This window comes from Flavobacterium ammonificans, from assembly GCF_020886115.1.
GTDB classification, from domain to species: Bacteria; Bacteroidota; Bacteroidia; order Flavobacteriales; family Flavobacteriaceae; genus Flavobacterium; species Flavobacterium ammonificans.
Genome location: NZ_AP025185.1, coordinates 2,044,912 through 2,063,824, shown reverse-complemented (window position 1 = coordinate 2,063,824; position 18,913 = coordinate 2,044,912). Strand labels below are relative to the sequence as shown.

The following is an 18,913-nucleotide window of genomic DNA, read 5'->3' as shown; positions in this document are numbered from 1 at the left end:
AAAGATAAAGATAGGAAAACTTTCAAAAGAAGCAATTGACTTTTTAGATTTCATTCAGTCGATTGCTAATTTCATACAATGCAATACTAGTAGCCTGAACCACATTCATACTACTATTATTTCCGTACATTGTTATATGAGTAGTTTGGTTAGCAATTGCTAATAATGCTTCACTTACGCCATCAATTTCATTACCTATGAGCAAAGCAATTTTTTGGTCTTTAGGTGTAGTAATTTTTTGAATTGGAACGCTTGTACTTGTTATTTCTAGAGCTATAATTTCATATTGGTCTTTCAACAATAAAGCAATAGCGTCATTTGTTTCTTCGATAATAAAATGCGGAATCTGTAAATGAGTGCTTCGGGATGTTTTGTTTATTTTTCTGGGAGTGAGCGGAATTTCTTTACCGATGAAAATTATTTTTTCAATGCCAAAGGCTTCGCCAATTCGGAATAAAGAACCAATGTTTTGCTGAAAATAAATACGATCGCAAACAATTGTGACAGGAAATTTTCTTTTTACAAAGCGAGTATTTTCGTGGGTAAGTTGCATTAATTATTGAAAATGTAATATATAATATTAGCTCCCATTTTAAGTGCTTTCTGGCGCACTTCTATAGGGTCGTTGTTGACTTCGGCATCTTCCCATCCATCACCTAAATCGCATTCGTAGGTGTACAACAAAATCAATCTATTTTTTACAAAAATTCCCAAAGCCTGAGGCCGCTTATTATCGTGTTCGTGAATTTTAGGCAATCCATTTGGAAAAGAAAAAGGTTTTTGAAAAATAGGATGAGTTGAAGGGATTTCAATTAAATCTTCAGCTGGAAACAATTTTTTGATGGCTTTTCTGATGTATTCGTTCATACCATAATTATCATCTATGTGAAGAAACCCACCTGAATTTAAATAGTTCCTTATATTTATTTCTTCATCGGTATTGAAAACTACATTTCCGTGACCAGTAAGGTGAAGGTAAGGATAGCTAAATATATTAGGGCTATTGGGTTCAACTATAGCTGGCTTACCCTTGATTGTAGTTTGGATAGTTGAATTACAAAAACGAATTAGATTGGGTAAAGAAGTTGGATTAGCATACCAATCACCTCCACCACGGTATTTAACCAGAGCAATTTCTTGCGAAAAACAATTCATCGCAAGTACTACAAAGAGCAAGACTAGTTTTTGCTTCATCAAGTTAGGAGTTTTCGTTTAGAAAAACAACACTGTGACAGGCTACTATAGCTGCGGTTTCAGTTCGCAATCGAGTATTTCCTAAAGTAACCGGAAGGTAATTGTGCTCGATAGCTAAATTTATTTCCTTATCTGAAAAATCACCCTCAGGACCAATCAAAATGGTGGCATTTTCATTGGCACGTATTACCGATTTTAGTGACTTTTTATCCGTTTCTTCACAATGTGCGATAAGCTGTAGACCTTCCTTTTTTTGCTTTACAAAATCTTTAAACGAAATCGCAGGATTTAGTTTTGGTAAAAATAAAGCGTTAGACTGTTTCATGGCAGAAAGAATGATTTTTTCAAAACGCTCGGTATTGATTACTTTTCTTTCGGAACGATCACAAATAATTGGGGTAATTTCTTGAATACCAATTTCGGTTGCTTTTTCTAAAAACCATTCGTAACGGTCATTCATTTTAGTAGGTGCTACGGCTAAATGTAACTGTATTTTGGGTTCTGGCGCTTTTTCAAAAGAAACAATTTGAACCGTACATTTAGCATCGGATGCTAAAATAATTTCCGTTTTAAATAAATACCCTAAACCATTAGTTACAAATAATATATCCCCGTCTTTTTTACGTAATACTTTAATAATATGCTTGCTTTCTTCTTTGTCAAAAATTAAGCTTTCAGTTGACTCGTTTATGGTGGTATTGTAAAATAACTGCATAGTTTTAGAATTGGATTCGTGCTTTTGAGACTACTGAAGAGTCTTCAAATTGTTGGTGTAAATATTTTTGATATCCTACGATTCCAATCATAGCTGCATTATCTGTAGTGTATTCAAATTTAGGAATAAAAGTTGTCCAACCGTATTTTTTCTCGGCTTCTTTTAGTGTATTTCGAATTCCGGAATTAGCTGAGACACCTCCGCCAATAGCTATTTGAGTGATACCTGTCTCTTTTACTGCCAATTTCAATTTGCCCATTAAAATTTCAATAATTGTATGTTGAATGGAAGCGCAAATATCGTCTCTATTTTCTTCGATAAAATTCGGATTCTCTAGTTTGTTTTTTTGGATAAAATATAAAATAGCAGTTTTCAATCCTGAAAAACTAAAATCCAATCCGGGTACTTTAGGTTTCGTAAATGCAAAAGCTTTTGGGTTTCCTAATTGTGCATATTTGTCAACCAAAGGTCCGCCAGGATAAGGAAGTCCGAGTATTTTGGCACTTTTGTCAAATGCTTCACCAACAGCATCGTCTGTAGTTTCTCCAATAATAGTCATGTTGAAGAAACCATCAACTCGAACAATCTGGGTATGACCGCCGCTAATAGTTAATGCTAAAAATGGAAATTCAGGTTTATCAAAACCTTCTTCGTCAATAAAATGAGCTAGTATGTGCGCATGCATGTGATTTACCGCAATCAAAGGAATTTGTAATGCTAGAGCCAATGATTTAGCAAAAGAACTACCAACTAGTAAAGACCCCATTAAGCCAGGACCTTGGGTAAATGCAATTGCAGAGAGTTGTTCTTTTTGTATATTTGCTTTTCGCAGTGCTGCATCAATTACTGGAACTATATTTTGTTGGTGCGCTCTCGAGGCTAATTCTGGAACAACACCACCGTATTGATTGTGAATCAATTGATTAGCAACAATGTTAGACACTACTTTGTTGTTGTGTAAAACCGCTGCAGCTGTGTCGTCGCAGGAACTTTCGATAGCAAGAATAAAAACCTCGGAATTTTGCATAAAAAAGCGCGAATTTTAAATTATATTTGGCGTGCTGTATCTATTTTCAGCGTTGCCAAAATTAAAGAATTTTTATTTAAAGCCTATTCTTTAGAAAAGTAAAATAGAATTAAAAACAACTTAATCGACATTAGTATCAAAAACGTCAAAAAAATAGTATCACTTACGCTAATTGGGTTGGTTCTCTTTTTGCTTTTGCTTGGTATTACATTAAGTTTACCAGTGGTGCAAACTCGAATTGCACAGTACGTCACTACAACACTTAATAACGATTTTGGGACTAATATATCTGTTGGACAAGTAGCCATATCTCCTTTTGGCAGTGTTAAATTTAAAAAAGTACTAATTCGGGATCACCATCAAGATACTTTGATTTTTAGCAATCGAATCAAAACTACCATTTCGGATGGTAAAAAACTTCTCGATGGGGATTTGATTTTTAGTGATTTGCATTTGGACGGCTTAGTTTTCCATCTTAAAACTTACAAAAAAGAAAAGCTTACTAATTTAGATGTTTTTGTTAATGCCTTTGGAGAAGACACTACTTCGACAGGGAAACATTTTTTATTGACTGCTAAACAAGCTACTATTACCAAGGGACATTTTACTGTGTTTGATGAAAATCGTGTAATTCCTAAAGATGTTGATTTTACCAAGTTAAATATTCAATTATCTGATTTTAAATTGTACGGACCTGATGTGAATACCAACATTCTCAAAATGTCATTTTTAGACCATAGAGGCGTTTATGTTAAAAAGTTAAGTGGAGTTTTAAGTTATACCAAAAAGCAAATAAAGCTTACCAAGTTACTAGTGGAGACAAAGGAAAATTCTGAAATCAAAGCTAATGTAGTGTTGAATTATAAAATTTCCGATTTTTCGGATTTTAATAATAAAGTCCAGTTTGATGTTCAGTTAGCTTCCTCCACATTGGCTAGTAATGATATTCGTTGCTTTTATAATGAATTAGGTAAAAACCAATTTTTCTACATCAAAACTAATCTTTCTGGAACTCTAAATGATTTGAAATTAAATCAACTGAATTTAGTTGATTCTCAAAAAAGTAAAATGATTGGTGCCATTCGATTTAAGAATTTATTTCCTTCTAAAGATCAAGAGTTTTACATGAAAGGGAAGTTTAAGACGCTTTCGTCAAGCTATGATAATCTAGCGGTTTTATTACCTAATGTTTTGGGTAAGAAATTACCAGTCGAAATGAAACGGTTGGGGCAATTTAACATAGTGGGCACAACAGAACTTACTGCTAAAACAATCAATGCTGCTTTTAAAATGAACTCTGGTTTGGGGCTTGTTTCAACTGATTTTGTGATGAGCAACATTGATTTTATAGACAAAGCAGCCTATGTTGGTGATGTTGTTTTGGAACAGTTTGATTTAGGTACTTTAGTAGCACAAGACGATTTAGGGAAAATTAGTGCCAACCTTTCAATAGACGGAATTGGTTTTACCGACAAATATTTAAATACCAAAATTGAAGGCGCTATTTCACAATTGGATTACAATAAGTATTCGTATTCTAATTTAGAGGTTAATGGCACCTTTAAAATGCCAATTTATCAAGGGAATTTGACTATAAATGATCCTAATTTAAATGTAAGTTTTGATGGTTTAATTGATTGGTCAAAAAAAGACAGTCGTTTTGATTTTCATCTAGCGATTGATAATGCAAATTTGTACAATCTTAAATTCACAAACGATTCCACATCGGTCTTAAAAGGAGATATTGTAACTCAAGTGGAAGGGAATTCAATAGATAATATTAGAGGAAACGTTTTTGTAAATAAAACAACCTATACCAATTCTAAATCGGTATATTATTTTGATGATTTTTCTATAAACTCGAGCTTTGATAGTGCCAACAATAGAACAATAACGGTTAATTCTCCTGATATTGTTGAAGGTAAAATTGAAGGAAAATATAAGTTCAACCAACTTCAAGATTTGATCGAAAACTCATTAGGTAGTTTGTATGCTAATTACAAGCCTAATAAAGTAGACAAAGGTCAGTTTTTGAATTTTGATTTGTCTATCAATAATAAAATTGTGGAAGTATTTTTTCCTCAAGTTTCAATTGGTGAAAATACGAAGATGAGTGGCGTTATAAATTCAGATAAAAATGAATTTCAATTTAAATTTAATTCTCCACAGATTGTTGCTTCAGAAAATACATTAGACAATATTAGAGTTACTGTTGATAATCAAAATCCGCTATACAATGCCTATGTAGAAATGGATTCAATCAAATCTAAGTTCTATAAAATTAGAGATTTTAGTTTAATTAATGTAACAATGAAAGACTCATTGTTCTTTAGAACTGAATTTAAAGGAGGAAATAAAGGTGAAGATTATTTCAATTTAAACTTGTATCACACGATTAACAAGGATAATAAAAATGTTGTCGGGATAAGTAAATCGGAAGTTAAGTTTAAAGATTATTTATGGTTCTTAAATGAGAATGATACGCAGGATAATCGTATCGTTTTTGACAAAAATTTAAATGAGTTTACTATTGAGGATATCATCCTATCTCACGAAGATCAACGTATTGAGTTGTTAGGTAAATTAAAAGGTTCCAATTATAAAGACTTAAAATTAAGTTTTAAAGATGTGAATTTCAATAAAATTACCCCAGATAATGAACTATTTGTTTTCGATGGTAGTATCAACGGAGAAATTAACTTCAATCAAGAGAATAAAATTTTCAGACCTACAGCTAATTTGAATATATCAGAGTTTATTTTGAATAAAAATAACCTTGGCGCCCTTTCATTAAATATTACTGGAGACGAAAACCTTTCTAATTTTGCTATAGCATCCTCTATTAAAAATGACAATTTTGAATCATTTAATACTAGCGGAAACCTTTCAATTATCAATGATGAAACTGTTTTCGATTTACGAGTAATGCTTGATAAATTTAATTTAGCAACTTTAGGCCCCGTAGGAGGAGAGGTTTTATCTAACATACGTGGATTTGTTTCTGGGAATGCTACTATACAAGGAAATATAAATAAGCCTGAAATTAATGGAAGGTTGTTTATTGACAAGGCTGGTATGGGAATTTCTTATCTTGGAACAGATTATAATCTAGTTGATAAAACAATAGTTGACTTAACAGATGAAAGATTTTTGTTTAGAAACAATCTTTTGATTGACTCCAAATTTGGAACAAAAGGAATTTTAAATGGAGTAATTGAGCACAAGAATTTTTCGGATTGGAAGTTGGATCTTAGCTTAAACTCAAAACGATTACTAGCTTTAGATACCAAAGATAGTGAAGATGCTGCTTATTTTGGAACGGCATTCATTAACGGAACGGCAAAAATTACAGGTCCAACTACTAGTTTATTCATTTCGGTTGATGCCAAGTCCGAAAAAGGGACCTCGGTAAAAATTCCAATTAATAATGCAGAGGAGGTTGGAGACAATTCTTTTTTACATTTTATAACGCCTAAAGAAAAGTACAACTTACAAAAAGGAATTGTAACAAATCAAAGAGATTATAAAGGATTAGAATTAGAGTTTGATTTCAATATAACCCCGGACGCAGAAGTTGAGGTTATTCTTGATAGAAGTTCAGGACATGGTATGAAAGGTAAGGGTAATGGTTCACTTTTATTTAAGATAAACACACTCGGTAAGTTCAATATGTGGGGCGATTTCCAAGCTTACGAGGGAACTTATAACTTTAGAACTACAGGCATAAACAAACGTTTTTCAGTAAAAAAAGGAGGTTCTATTTCATGGGACGGAAACCCACTTAAGGCATTGTTAAACTTAGAGGCAGTTTACAAAACTACAGCGAACCCATCTTTGTTAATTGATAATACATCCTTTAATAGAAAAGTCCCGGTAGAGGTTGTAATTGGTATAAAGGGAGATTTAATGAGTCCGGAACCTGATTTTAATATTGAGTTCCCAACAGTTAGTAATGTACTTAAATCAGAAATCCAAACCAAGCTATACGATAAAGAAGTTCGACAAACTCAAGCGCTTTACTTACTTTCAACTGGGAGTTTCCTTAGTGCAGAGGGAATCAATCAAAATGATATTTCTGGAAGTTTATTTGAAACAGCAGCTGGACTTTTAGGAGATTTGATTCAATCAGATAATGATAAATTCGAAGTTGGAATTAATGTAGTAGGAGCAGATAGGAGATTGGGAAGAGAGACAGATGGTCGATTTGAAGCTTCAGTGTCTTCAAAAATTAATGAAAGAATAACTTTTAATGGGAAGCTAGGAGTTCCTTTTGGAGGAATTAACCAAACCGCTTTTGTTGGAAATGTAGAATTACTTTGGAGATTAGATCAAGAAGGGGATTTAAATGCCAGAATTTTTAATAAAGAGAATGACATCAACTTTATTGGTCAAGGTATTGGATATACCCAAGGAATTGGTTTATCCTATCAGGTTGATTTTGATACTTTCAGAGAGTTAATTCAAAAAATGTTTAAGAGAAACCGTGTAATTCAAACGATACCTTCCGAATATTTAAATCCAGATTCAGAGTTGTCTCCTGATTTTATAAATTTTTCAAACTCCAAAAAACCTACCAAAGAATTACCTAAACAAAATAGGGAAGGACTTGCTCCTGAGGAAGACTAATCTTAGAAAATAGATTTATCGTTAGAATATCACGAAATAATTACATTTTCGTAATTAAATACCATTTATAAATTAATATTTTAAAACTTATTAACGAAAACGTTTGAATTCTTTACAGTTCAATAATTAATTAATTACATCGCTTTGAAACTAATTCATGTTTCTTAATTTAGCGCCAAATACTATCAATAATGTCAAACAAAATTAGAAAAATAGGAGTTTTAACTTCCGGTGGTGATTCCCCTGGAATGAATGCTGCAATTCGCTCAGTTGTTAGAACTTGTGCTTTCCACAACATTGGATGTGTAGGAATCTATAGAGGTTATCAAGGTATGATTGAAGGAGACTTCAAAGAAATGGGCCCTCGAACAGTGAACAACATTATTAATAAAGGAGGAACAATTTTAAAGTCGGCTCGTTCTATGGAATTCAAAACTCCAGAAGGAAGAAAAAAGGCCTACGATAATTTGGTAAAAGCAGAAATTGATGCATTTGTTGTTATTGGTGGAGATGGAAGTTTTACCGGTGCTTTGTTGTTTAATACAGAGTATAATTTTCCTGTAATTGGAATTCCAGGTACTATTGACAATGATATTTTTGGGACCAGCTTCACTTTAGGATATGACACGGCTTTGAATACAGTAGTTGAGGTTATTGATAAAATTCGAGATACAGCTAGTTCACACAATCGTTTGTTTCTTGTAGAAGTAATGGGAAGAGATGCTGGACATATTGCTTTGAATGCAGGAATTGGTGCTGGTGCTGAAGAGATTTTAATTCCAGAGGAAGATATGGGACTTGAGCGATTATTAGATTCACTTAAGAAAAGTAAGGCAACTGGAAAATCATCTAGTATAGTAGTAATTGCAGAAGGAGACAAGATTGGTAAAAGCGTTTTTGAATTGAAAGATTATGTAGAATCAAATTTACCAGAATATGATGTAAGAGTTTCTGTTCTAGGTCATATGCAACGTGGTGGATCTCCATCTTGTTTTGATAGGGTTTTAGCGAGTAGATTAGGAGTTAAAGCTGTCGAATCGCTATTGGAAGGAAAATCAAATTATATGGCGGGAATTTACCAAGATAAAATAACATTAACTCCTTTAGAACAAGCAATAAAAGGTCACTCTGAAATTGATAAAGAGTTGTTAAGAGTATCCGATATAGTTTCTATATAATAATACTCAACTAAAAAATTAAATATTTACACAAACTAAAAATAAATTTAAAATGTCAAAAGTAAAATTAGGAATAAACGGTTTTGGAAGAATTGGAAGAATAGTTTTCAGAGAATCGTTTAACAGAGATAATGTTGAGGTTGTTGCAATCAATGATTTGCTAGATGTAGATCATTTAGCTTACTTATTAAAATACGATTCTGTTCACGGTCGTTTTAATGGAACTGTTGAAGTAAAAGAAGGTAAATTATATGTAAATGGAAGACACATTCGAATTACTGCTGAAAGAAACCCAGCAGATTTGAAATGGAATGAAGTTGATGTTGATGTTGTTGCTGAATGTACAGGTTTTTTCACCACTGTTGAAACTGCAACTGAGCACATCAAAGGTGGTGCTAAGAAAGTAATTATTTCTGCTCCTTCTGCTGATGCGCCAATGTTTGTAATGGGTGTGAATCACGAAACTGCAAAAGCTACAGATTTAGTTGTTTCTAATGCTTCTTGTACTACAAACTGTTTGGCTCCAATGGCAAAAGTAATTCACGATAACTTCGAAATAGTTGAAGGTTTAATGACAACAGTTCACGCTACCACTTCAACTCAAATGACTAATGATGGTCCTTCTAGAAAAGATTTCAGAGGTGGTCGTTCCGCATTAGTGAATATGATTCCTTCTTCTACAGGAGCTGCTAAAGCAGTAGGAGTTGTAATTCCTTCATTAAACGGAAAATTAACTGGTATGTCAATGCGTGTTCCTACTGTTGACGTTTCTGCAGTGGATTTAACTGTGAAATTGGCTAAAGAGACTTCGTATGCTGAAATCATGGCTGTATTAAAAAAAGCTTCTGAAACTACAATGAAAGGAATCTTAGGATTTACTGAAGATGATGTAGTATCTAATGATTTTGTTTCTGATGCAAGAACTTCAATTATTGATGCTAAAGCTGGAATTGGTTTGAATTCTACTTTCTTCAAAATTATTTCTTGGTATGATAATGAGTATGGATATTCAAGTAAATTAATTGATTTATCTGTTCATATTTCAGGTTTAAAATAATCAAAACCTTTTCAATAAAATCCCGTTATTGTTTATTGTAACGGGATTTTATTTTTTTACTATTTCCCTATTTCTTTACTGTTATAAAAAGTTTAATTTTATAACTTTAAATTTCAAAAATAAAACCTAAAGAAACCAAAAGATGAAATTAATTGTTGATAGTGGCTCAACCAAAGCTGATTGGATTGCAATAGATGAAAGTGGTAAAATTTTATTTACTACTCAAACCTTAGGGTTAAATCCAGAAATTTTAAATGAAGAAGAAGTTGTTGAGCGTTTGAATGACCGTTTTGATATACTACAAAATAAAAATGAGGCGACTCATCTATTCTTTTACGGAGCAGGTTGCGGTACGGAACGAATGAAAATATTTCTTTCTCAGGTTTTTCAAGCCTATTTTCCTAATGCAATTGTTTCTGTTGAAGAGGATACTTATGCGGCTGTTTTTGCAACTACTCCTAAAGGGGAAAAAGCTATCGTAAGTATTTTAGGAACGGGTTCTAATTGTAGTTTCTTTGACGGAAAAGATTTGCATCAAAAGGTACAATCGTTAGGATATATTATCATGGATGATTGTAGTGGGAATGTTTTTGGAAAAGAACTAATTAGAAAATATTATTTCAACAAAATGCCACAACATTTAGCAGTTGAATTTGAGAAGGAGTACGATATGTCTCCTGATTATATTAAAAGTAAGTTATATAAAGAATCTAACCCAAATGCTTATTTAGCTACTTTTGCTAAATTTTTAATTCAACATAAAGAAGATCCATTTTGTAAAAAAATTATCTATAAAGGGATGAAGTCTTTTGTGAAAAATTATATCAAGCAATTTGATAATTATCAAGAAGTGCCAGTACATTTTGTAGGATCTATTGCTTTCTACTTGAAAGACGAATTAGAAGTAACCTTTGAAAAATACCAAATTAAATTAGGAAACGTATTGCGAAGACCAATTGATGGTTTGATAGCCTACCATGTTGCTAATCAATAATTATAACATAGAATAGCAAAATGCCTTAGTGAATTCACTAAGGCATTTTTTTATTGTACTGCAATCATTGAAATTTCAACGTTCACATTTTTGGGTAAACCTGCTACTTGAACAGTTTCCCTGGCTGGCGCTGACTTTTCGTCAAAATAAGCCCCATAAATAGAATTGATGGCAGTGAAATCATTCATGTCAGAAATGAAAATAGTAGATTTTATTACATTTTCAAATGTCATGTTTGCTGCCTCTAAAACAGCTTTTAAATTTTCCATTACTTGTTTCGTCTCTGTTTCGATAGAGTCAGTTACCAATTCTCCTGTAGATGGATTGATTGCAATTTGCCCAGAAGTGTAAAGTGTGTTTCCTGTTAATACAGCCTGATTGTAAGGTCCGATAGGTGCTGGGGCTTTTTCAGTAAAAATAATTGTTTTCATATGTTTATCGTATTATTGTGCTTCTCTTATCCCATTTAATATCGCTAAGAACTCCCGATTTGATTCCAATAAAGAAACCCCAATTTGCGTTGTTTCCAAATGGAGTCCAATTAAAATCCATTCTCCAGCTTAATAAGTCTCTCTCAAATCTAAGTTGTGTAAAAGTAACTCCTTTTTGTACAAAATCATAACCCGTTGAAATTCCAGTTTTCCATTTTGGTGTTAAATCAGCGTTGATTGAAATCATGATTGAGTTTCCAATTATTTTATTTTCTCTATTGTTATTGCCGTAAGTTAGTGCATAAGCAAAGGTCATATCCCAAGGTAAAGTATAATTAAAAAAATCAGATTCTGACTCTTTTTTATTGTCAGTATCTTCATCGTCAAACATGCTTCTTTGAATATTTCCCGTAATTGGTTTTCCAAACAAATCGTCCTCACGCCCTCCATTTCGTATCGTTTCGGGATTGTTAGATTTATTTGTTTTTTTATTTTCACTGCTCGCTAAAGAATAATTGATAGTCATATTAGCACTACTCATTCGAAATAGGCTTCCACCATTATCAATATTGAACTTGTTGATTCTTTGTCCAGAGTTATTAACTGCATAGGGATCCAATGTTGCTCCAAAATTCAAGTTCATTTTATTATCAAAAAACTGTGTTCCACCGCTTACACGAACTGGAGTCCAAGCAAGTGTTCTTTTTCCATCAGCATTAAAATCATAACTAGTAGACAGGTTTAAATTATTCAAAAGCATGATTTTTTTAGCCTCTGTTTTAGTGCTATCCTTGTCAGTGACTTTTGCTTCAAATGTATTACTTAGATCAAATCCTACCGAGTTTGAATTGACATTTCCTGGAGCTCCATAAATACCACCTTCAAATCTTGAATATTCTTTAACCATAGTACCGCTTCCATCTGCTGCATAAGTGTCATAATATTTTTCAAAACTTGGGGTATAACCATAGGATACCGAAGGTCGCATAACATGTCGTATGGCTTGAATTCTTTTATTTTTTTTAAAGTTAAACGTACCATAAACAGTTGTACCGATACTCGAACTAAAAGAGTAGGTTCTAAAAGCATCAAAACCATTAACTTGTGTATCAACAACTTTATTCTGATTGGTGTCAAACTGGCGATTAATGGTTTTTAAATACCAAACTTCTCTATAATTTACAGCTGATGTAGCACTAAAATATTTGAATAGCTTAAAGTTGGTATTCAAAGGAATTGAGTGTTGGAAACCTACTCTTGCATTTTCAAACATTTGAGGTCTAAAAAATAGAGAGTCAGTTGTCGTAAAACTATTACTTGCGCTCAAATCATATTGTAAATTAATGTTCTTAAAAAAACCTTTTCTAACGCCATCTTTTTTAACAAATGGATACACCCTGTCAACACTATATTGTAGTGTAGGTAAAGTCATATCTATTTGTTGAGTTTGTGTATTTTGCGAATGCGTTGCGGTTATAGCAAGTCTTGATTGTGGTCCAGATCCTGTAAAAATTCTACTATACGATACAGACGAATTCAGGGTGTTGTTTAAATTTGATCCAATATTATTTTGATTAATCGATTGTCTAAAGAAAGTACTACTTCCAAGGTTTACTGAGGCAGAAAAGCTAGAGTTTGGGTTGGCTTTAGCATCCCTAGAATGAGACCATTGAATATTATAAATATTTTGTTTTGAATAATCTGGAAATCCTCTTTCACTAGTAATTAAATTTTCAAATCGGATATTGACATTTCCTCTATAATTATAACGTTTAGCATAATTAGATTCGAAACGCATTCCATAACTTCCATTGGTATAGTAATCTCCTAACACGGTTAAATCATATTGATCACTTAAAGCAAAATAGTACCCGCCATTTTGTAAAGAAAAACCTCTTGTATTGGAGTCATTATAACTTGGTAGTAATATACCAGAAATACTAGTTTCTTTTGTCATTGGGAAGAAGGCAAAAGGAAGAGCAATTGGTGTTGGGACATTAGCAATAACCATATTGGTTAAACCCGTCACTACTTTTTTTCCAGGAACAAACTTTACTTTATTCGTCTGAAAATAGTATTCTGGATTATCTACATCTTTAGAAGTTGTAAATCTTGCCCCTTTCAAAAAGTAAACAGAATCATTTTCTTTTTTTGTTAATGCCGCTTTAATTTTAAATTCCCCTTGATCGGATCTAGAATTCCAAATAATCGCTTTTTTAGTTTTAAAGTTAAATCGAATGGAATCGGGTTCAACTACATTAGCGCCTTGTTTAAAGTTAGGAAATTGAGTATATTTTCCTGTGGAGTCTTTAATTCTTCCCGCATACACTTCATCTTTTTCATAATCTAAAAGAATAATTCCTGATTTCAACTCTACATCTTGATAATATAATTCGGCAGTATCATAGAGTAAAATATTTTTTTTCTTTTGATCAATTTTTGTAAACTCTTTAGCCTTGTATTTCACTTTTCCATCTAAAAAAGCTTTTTTTGTTTTGGCACTGTCTTTTTTTATAGAATCGGTTACTATTGGATTGGGTTTATTTTTTTCGACAGCAGTAGTGGTGGGTTTGGTTACAGGTTTAATTATCGTTTTTTTTAGTGGACTATCTTGACAATAGACATTGGTTGATCCAATTGTTAGGAAAATGGATAATAAAACGATATTAAATAAGTTTGTACGCAAAGGTTTAAATGCTATTTTTGTAAATTATCACCAATTGAGATGTCTAATCTTAACTTGGTTTATTTACCGGCAAAAATAGTCAAATATATTTTTAATAGCTATTGAGGTTTAATTTATATTAACAATACATATTTATGAATTTTAGTTATAGAGTAAAAGCAGTATTTTTATTAGTTTTTCTGACAGTTACTCAATTAATTTACAGTCAAAATTCTAAGTTTACTGTAACATTAGATGCAGGACACGGAGCACACGATTATGGAGCTGTTTATAGTGGTAGGATTGAAAAAAACATTGCTTTAGCTGTTGTGCTTAAAGTAGGTGCCATTTTAGAGAAAACAAGGAAAATAGATGTAATTTATACACGTAAGACCGATGTTTTTATTGATTTAATAGAACGTGCCAATATAGCGAATCGAGCCAAGTCTGATATTTTTGTTTCCATACATTGTAATGCTAACAAAAATACCGCCGCAGACGGAACAGAAACTTACGTAATGGGTTTGAGTAAATTAGCTTCCAATTTAGAGGTGGCCAAAAAGGAAAACTCTGTAATCACCAAAGAAAAGGATTACAAACAAAAATACGATGGGTTTGATCCAAATTCTCCTGAATCACTATTAGGATTTACATTAATGCAAGAAGAATATTTAGATAATAGTATAAATCTTGCCAGTAAAATTGAAGAACAGTTTGGGAAGTTAGGCAAGAAGTTGCGTCAAGGTGGCGTAAAACAAGAACGATTTATGGTATTGCACAAAGCTTATATGCCAAGAGTATTAGTTGAAATGGGTTTTATATCCAATCCAATCGAAGGAGAGATTTTAAATTCTGAGGAAGGTCAAGACGAACTAGCTGATGCCATTGCAAATGCAATAATCAGTTACAGAAATGAAAATTTTGGTGATGGAAATCTACCAATTAAAGAGTTGAAACCTTCAAAAAGAGTGGTGGTGAAGCAGGTAAAAGATACTATAACCAAACCATCGACTGTTGAAAAAACAACAGAAGCCAAACAAGATGAATTAAAAAAAGAAGATAAATCGAATGGTATTATTTATAAAGTTCAGATTGGAACAAGCCCTAAAAAAGTAGCTTTAGAATCAAAAAATTTTAAAGGTTTAGAACCTATTTCAATGAATGAATTAAATAAATCATTTGTGTATTTGTATGGCGAAACTACTGACATGCAAGAAGCTAAACAATTTTTGGCTACTGCCAAATCAAAAGGATATACGACTGCCTTTATTGTTCCATTTAAAAATGGTCAAAAAATTAGCCTTCAGGAAGCGTTAAAATTGTAGCCTAAGTCATTTTTTTTATATTAATTTGTAAACTAAAATTATATTTTGAAGATATCAAGAGAAATAAAAGCCGCTGTACTGGTTATAGCTTCAATTATGTTATTTATATGGGGATATAGTTTCTTGAAAGGGAAAGCTATTTTCTCAAATTATCAAACTTATTATGTCAATTTTGATAATGTCGAAGGTTTAGCTAAATCAGCTCCAGTTACTTTAAACGGTCTTGCAATTGGAAAAGTAAATACTATTTCGATAAATCCTAAGAACGGAAAATTAGAAGTAGAGTTACAAATTACTACTGACTTCCCAATTTCTGCAACTAGTAAAGCAGTTCTATACGAGCCAGGATTAATTGGTGGAAAACAAATTTTGATTGAACCTGATTTTACGAATCCTACATTAGCTAAGAATGGACAACTATTAGTTGGAGATGTAAAGTTAAGTTTGAGTGCATCAATCCAAGAAAAACTAGTACCTCTTCAAGAAAAATTCGAGAAGGTGATAGTAGAAGTAGACCATTTATTATCAGGAGTAAATAATGTGCTTGACGAAACCACTCAAAAAGAATTAAAAATCACCTTGTCAGAGTTAAGTAAGACAATGAAACAAGTTAATGCAGCTACTTCAACTGCATCTAACATGTTAAACGAAAACAAGTCTGATCTTAGAACTGTTGTTGCTAATTTCAAGAAAGTGTCTTCTGATTTTACTAAAATTTCAGATTCGTTAAACAAAGCAGATTTGGGTAAAACCGTTACTCGCTTTAATTCTACCTTAGCTAAGGTGGATGCAATTCTGGCAGATTTACAGTCTGGTAAAGGATCTGCAGGAAAATTGCTAAAAGATGATAATTTATATAATAATCTAAAAGCTACTACTAAAGAAATGGAATTATTGTTACAAGACGTTCGTTTGTACCCAACTCGATACATTAATGTATCTGTTTTTGGTAAAAAAAATAAGCCATACATTGGTAAAGTAAATGACTCTATTTCCAAAGAAAAATAATAATTATGAATTATTTAGATACTATTTTATTTGCAGTTATTCTGTCGTTAGGTTTCGGATTTTTTTATCTGAACATCAAAAAAATGATAAGAAATATTAATTTAGGTAGAGATGTCAACCGCTTTGACAATCCTAAAATTAGATGGAATAATATGGCGATGATTGCTTTAGGTCAATCTAAAATGGTGAAGCGTCCTATTTCTGGAATATTTCATATCATTGTTTATGTTGGTTTTGTAATTATCAATATTGAATTACTAGAGATTATCATAGACGGTTTATTTGGAACACATAGAATATTTGCCTTCTTGGGTGGAATTTATGATGTTTTGATAGCTAGTTTTGAAATATTAGCAGTGTTAGTTTTGTTTGCTGTAGCTGTTTTTTGGATACGTAGAAATGTAATTCAATTGAAGCGTTTTACTAGCCCAGAATTGAATGGAGCTCCTAAAAAAGATGCAAACTACATATTGTATTTTGAAGTTGTTTTGATGACTTTATTTTTACTAATGAATGCCTCAGATTTACACTTGCAAAATGTACCGGGAGGATATTCTCACTTTATTAAGGCGGGGTCTTTTCCTATAAGTCAATTTATAGAGCCTATTTTCAATGGTATGTCTAATGAATTGGTCATGCTTTTATCGGAATTATTTTGGTGGATGCACATCATTGGAATTTTAATTTTCATGAATTATTTGTACTACTCAAAACACTTGCACATTTTGTTGGCATTTCCTAATACTTACTTTGCCAATTTAAATGCTGATGGTCAATTTGATAATTTAGAGTCTGTTACAAAAGAGGTCAAATTAATGATGGATCCTAATGCTGATCCATTCGCTGCAACAGCTGAACCTGATGCAGCTCCAGCTAAATTTGGAGCGAGTGATGTTCAAGACTTGAATTGGGTACAATTACTAAATGCTTACACTTGTACTGAATGTGGTCGTTGTACTTCTTCTTGTCCAGCCAATCAAACTGGAAAGAAATTATCTCCTCGAAAAATTATGATGGATACCCGTGACCGTTTGGAGGAAGTGGGTAAAAATATAGATGCAAATAAAGGTGTATTTATTCCTGATAATAAATCATTATTAAATGATTATATAACAGCAGAAGAACTTTGGGCATGTACCTCTTGTAATGCTTGTGTGGAGGAATGTCCGGTAAGTATTAGTCCTTTATCAATTATAATGGATATGAGACGCTATTTAGTAATGGAACAAAGTGCAGCGCCAATGTCTTTAAATGCCATGATGTCAAATATTGAGAATAATGGTGCACCTTGGCAATACAATCAACAAGATCGATTGAACTGGAAGAACGAATAAATAATGATTTCTATAATATAGAATCCCTTAATTATAAAGAATTTTTATGTCAGATAATTTAGTAGTACCCACAATGGCTGAAATGCTTGCTCAAGGAAAACAACCTGAAGTTTTATTTTGGGTGGGTTGTTCAGGAAGTTTTGACGATAGAGCAAAAAAAATTACAAAAGCTTTTGTGCGAATTTTAAATCGTGCAGAAGTATCATTTGCAGTTTTAGGCGCAGAAGAAAGTTGTACCGGAGATCCTGCTAAAAGAGCAGGTAATGAATTTTTATTTCAGATGCAGGCCATGATGAATATCGAGGTGCTAAATGCCTATGAAGCAAAAAAAATTGTTACCGCTTGCCCTCATTGTTTTAATACTTTAAAAAATGAATATCCCGAGTTAGGTGGTAACTACGAAGTGGTTCATCATACGGAATTTCTTAAATCTTTGTTAGATGAAGGTCGATTAACTATTGAAGGGGGACAATATAAAGGAAAGAAAATTACCTTTCACGACCCTTGTTATTTAGGACGTGCAAACAAAATTTATGAGGCACCACGAGATTTAATTCAAAAATTAGATGTAGAATTGGTTGAAATGAAGCGTTCTAAAGCAAATGGGTTATGTTGTGGAGCGGGGGGAGCACAAATGTTTAAGGATGCAGAACCTGGCTCAAAAGAAATCAACATCGAGAGAACCGAAGATGCTTTAGAAACACAACCTGATATTATAGCTGCTGGTTGTCCTTTTTGTAACACTATGTTGACAGATGGGATTAAAAATAAAGAAAAAGAAAGTGAAGTAAAGGTTCTGGATATAGCTGAACTTATAGCAAATGCTCAAGATTTATAGTCTTTTGTAACTAAATTAATACAACAACAAAGATGTACGTTCCGTTTGAAAGTTTACCTACTGATTCTAGAATTTGGATTTATCAATCCAATAGAAAATTCTCTGATGAAGAAATGAATGAAATCGAAACAGCTTTACAAGCTTTTTTGGTAAATTGGAGTGCACATGGAACAAGTTTAGAATCTTCCTATCAGTTACGATACAATCGATTTATTATTTTGGCTGTTAATCAAGAAGTACAAAACGCAACAGGATGCTCAATTGATGCTTCTGTTGAGTTTATCCAAAGTTTAGAGGCTAAATATAACGTTGATCTTTTAGATAAAATGAACGTTACTTTCAAGTTAGGCGAACATATTGCTCACAAGCAATTAATTGATTTTAAGAAAATGGTAAAAGATAAAGCTGTTACTGAAAATACCATTGTATTTAATAATTTGATCAACAATATCGAAGAGTTTAATGAATCGTGGGAAGTTCCGGCTGTAGATAGCTGGCACAGTCGTTTCTTCTAAAATTGA

15 protein-coding genes are annotated in these 18,913 nt (G+C 32.5%); 9 read left to right on the top strand and 6 right to left on the bottom strand.

The window, feature by feature from the left end:
• Positions 1 to 43 precede the first annotated feature (43 nt).
• Genes LPC20_RS09155 through tsaD form a run of 4 tightly spaced genes read right to left on the bottom strand, consistent with a single transcriptional unit; the run spans position 44 to position 2,936 of the window.
• Positions 44 to 553, bottom strand: coding sequence for a TrmH family RNA methyltransferase (locus LPC20_RS09155; protein WP_229324692.1), 510 nt, complete (start codon positions 551 to 553; stop codon positions 44 to 46).
• Positions 553 to 1,194: a DUF4159 domain-containing protein gene (locus LPC20_RS09150; RefSeq protein ID WP_229324690.1), complete on the bottom strand. Its 642-nt coding sequence runs from the start codon at positions 1,192 to 1,194 to the stop codon at positions 553 to 555. The genes LPC20_RS09155 and LPC20_RS09150 overlap by 1 nt, the downstream gene beginning before the upstream one ends.
• A gap of 4 nt (positions 1,195 to 1,198) precedes the next feature.
• Positions 1,199 to 1,909: a 16S rRNA (uracil(1498)-N(3))-methyltransferase gene (locus tag LPC20_RS09145; RefSeq protein WP_229324688.1), complete on the bottom strand. Its 711-nt coding sequence runs from the start codon at positions 1,907 to 1,909 to the stop codon at positions 1,199 to 1,201.
• 4 nt (positions 1,910 to 1,913) lie between these two features.
• A complete protein-coding gene (gene tsaD / locus LPC20_RS09140) occupies positions 1,914 to 2,936 on the bottom strand; it encodes a tRNA (adenosine(37)-N6)-threonylcarbamoyltransferase complex transferase subunit TsaD (RefSeq protein ID WP_229324686.1) in 1,023 nt (340 codons plus the stop codon).
• 195 nt (positions 2,937 to 3,131) lie between these two features.
• On the opposite strand from tsaD, the gene LPC20_RS09135 reads away from it, so the two are divergent.
• From LPC20_RS09135 to LPC20_RS09120, 4 genes are all read left to right on the top strand, one after another.
• Positions 3,132 to 7,562: a translocation/assembly module TamB domain-containing protein gene (locus tag LPC20_RS09135; protein WP_338083177.1), complete on the top strand. Its 4,431-nt coding sequence runs from the start codon at positions 3,132 to 3,134 to the stop codon at positions 7,560 to 7,562.
• Positions 7,563 to 7,753: 191 nt separating this feature from the next.
• Positions 7,754 to 8,740 carry a 6-phosphofructokinase gene (gene pfkA, locus LPC20_RS09130; RefSeq protein WP_229324682.1) on the top strand — a complete coding sequence of 329 codons (987 nt, stop codon included), beginning with the start codon at positions 7,754 to 7,756 and terminating at the stop codon, positions 8,738 to 8,740.
• A 52-nt stretch (positions 8,741 to 8,792) separates the two neighbouring features.
• A complete protein-coding gene (gene gap / locus LPC20_RS09125) occupies positions 8,793 to 9,797 on the top strand; it encodes a type I glyceraldehyde-3-phosphate dehydrogenase (RefSeq protein WP_229324680.1) in 1,005 nt (334 codons plus the stop codon).
• A gap of 142 nt (positions 9,798 to 9,939) precedes the next feature.
• Positions 9,940 to 10,791 carry an N-acetylglucosamine kinase gene (locus tag LPC20_RS09120; protein WP_229324678.1) on the top strand — a complete coding sequence of 284 codons (852 nt, stop codon included), beginning with the start codon at positions 9,940 to 9,942 and terminating at the stop codon, positions 10,789 to 10,791.
• Positions 10,792 to 10,841: 50 nt separating this feature from the next.
• On the opposite strand, the gene LPC20_RS09115 is transcribed toward LPC20_RS09120, so the two are convergent.
• Positions 10,842 to 11,222, bottom strand: coding sequence for a RidA family protein (locus tag LPC20_RS09115; RefSeq protein ID WP_229324676.1), 381 nt, complete (start codon positions 11,220 to 11,222; stop codon positions 10,842 to 10,844).
• Between the two features lie 4 nt (positions 11,223 to 11,226).
• Entirely contained in the window at positions 11,227 to 13,908 is a 2,682-nt protein-coding gene (locus LPC20_RS09110) for a putative LPS assembly protein LptD (protein ID WP_229324674.1), read from the bottom strand.
• 134 nt (positions 13,909 to 14,042) lie between these two features.
• Between LPC20_RS09110 and LPC20_RS09105 the strand changes: the two genes are divergently transcribed.
• The 5 genes from LPC20_RS09105 to LPC20_RS09085 are packed head-to-tail and all read left to right on the top strand — an operon-like array spanning position 14,043 to position 18,907.
• Complete coding sequence (locus tag LPC20_RS09105; protein ID WP_229324672.1) at positions 14,043 to 15,212, top strand: N-acetylmuramoyl-L-alanine amidase family protein; 1,170 nt, start codon at positions 14,043 to 14,045, stop codon at positions 15,210 to 15,212.
• Between the two features lie 45 nt (positions 15,213 to 15,257).
• Entirely contained in the window at positions 15,258 to 16,220 is a 963-nt protein-coding gene (locus LPC20_RS09100; protein WP_229324670.1) for an MlaD family protein, read from the top strand.
• A gap of 5 nt (positions 16,221 to 16,225) precedes the next feature.
• A complete protein-coding gene (locus LPC20_RS09095; RefSeq protein ID WP_229324668.1) occupies positions 16,226 to 17,554 on the top strand; it encodes a 4Fe-4S dicluster domain-containing protein in 1,329 nt (442 codons plus the stop codon).
• Between the two features lie 46 nt (positions 17,555 to 17,600).
• On the top strand, positions 17,601 to 18,392 hold the full coding sequence (locus LPC20_RS09090; protein WP_229324666.1) for a (Fe-S)-binding protein: 792 nt from the start codon (positions 17,601 to 17,603) through the stop codon (positions 18,390 to 18,392).
• A 32-nt stretch (positions 18,393 to 18,424) separates the two neighbouring features.
• Entirely contained in the window at positions 18,425 to 18,907 is a 483-nt protein-coding gene (locus LPC20_RS09085) for an ABC transporter ATPase (protein ID WP_229324664.1), read from the top strand.
• The last annotated feature ends 6 nt before the right edge of the window (positions 18,908 to 18,913 follow it).

Excerpts from the sequence above, each read along its gene's own strand:
- LPC20_RS09095 (WP_229324668.1), top strand. The coding sequence starts at position 16,226 with ATGAATTATTTAGATACTATTTTATTTGCAGTTATTCTGTCGTTAGGT.
- tsaD (WP_229324686.1), bottom strand. The coding sequence starts at position 2,936 with ATGCAAAATTCCGAGGTTTTTATTCTTGCTATCGAAAGTTCCTGCGAC.
- LPC20_RS09150 (WP_229324690.1), bottom strand. The coding sequence starts at position 1,194 with ATGAAGCAAAAACTAGTCTTGCTCTTTGTAGTACTTGCGATGAATTGT.
- LPC20_RS09155 (WP_229324692.1), bottom strand. The coding sequence starts at position 553 with ATGCAACTTACCCACGAAAATACTCGCTTTGTAAAAAGAAAATTTCCT.
- pfkA (WP_229324682.1), top strand. The coding sequence starts at position 7,754 with ATGTCAAACAAAATTAGAAAAATAGGAGTTTTAACTTCCGGTGGTGAT.
- LPC20_RS09090 (WP_229324666.1), top strand. The coding sequence starts at position 17,601 with ATGTCAGATAATTTAGTAGTACCCACAATGGCTGAAATGCTTGCTCAA.
- LPC20_RS09145 (WP_229324688.1), bottom strand. The coding sequence starts at position 1,909 with ATGCAGTTATTTTACAATACCACCATAAACGAGTCAACTGAAAGCTTA.
- LPC20_RS09105 (WP_229324672.1), top strand. The coding sequence starts at position 14,043 with ATGAATTTTAGTTATAGAGTAAAAGCAGTATTTTTATTAGTTTTTCTG.
- LPC20_RS09115 (WP_229324676.1), bottom strand. The coding sequence starts at position 11,222 with ATGAAAACAATTATTTTTACTGAAAAAGCCCCAGCACCTATCGGACCT.
- LPC20_RS09120 (WP_229324678.1), top strand. The coding sequence starts at position 9,940 with ATGAAATTAATTGTTGATAGTGGCTCAACCAAAGCTGATTGGATTGCA.
- gap (WP_229324680.1), top strand. The coding sequence starts at position 8,793 with ATGTCAAAAGTAAAATTAGGAATAAACGGTTTTGGAAGAATTGGAAGA.
- LPC20_RS09085 (WP_229324664.1), top strand. The coding sequence starts at position 18,425 with ATGTACGTTCCGTTTGAAAGTTTACCTACTGATTCTAGAATTTGGATT.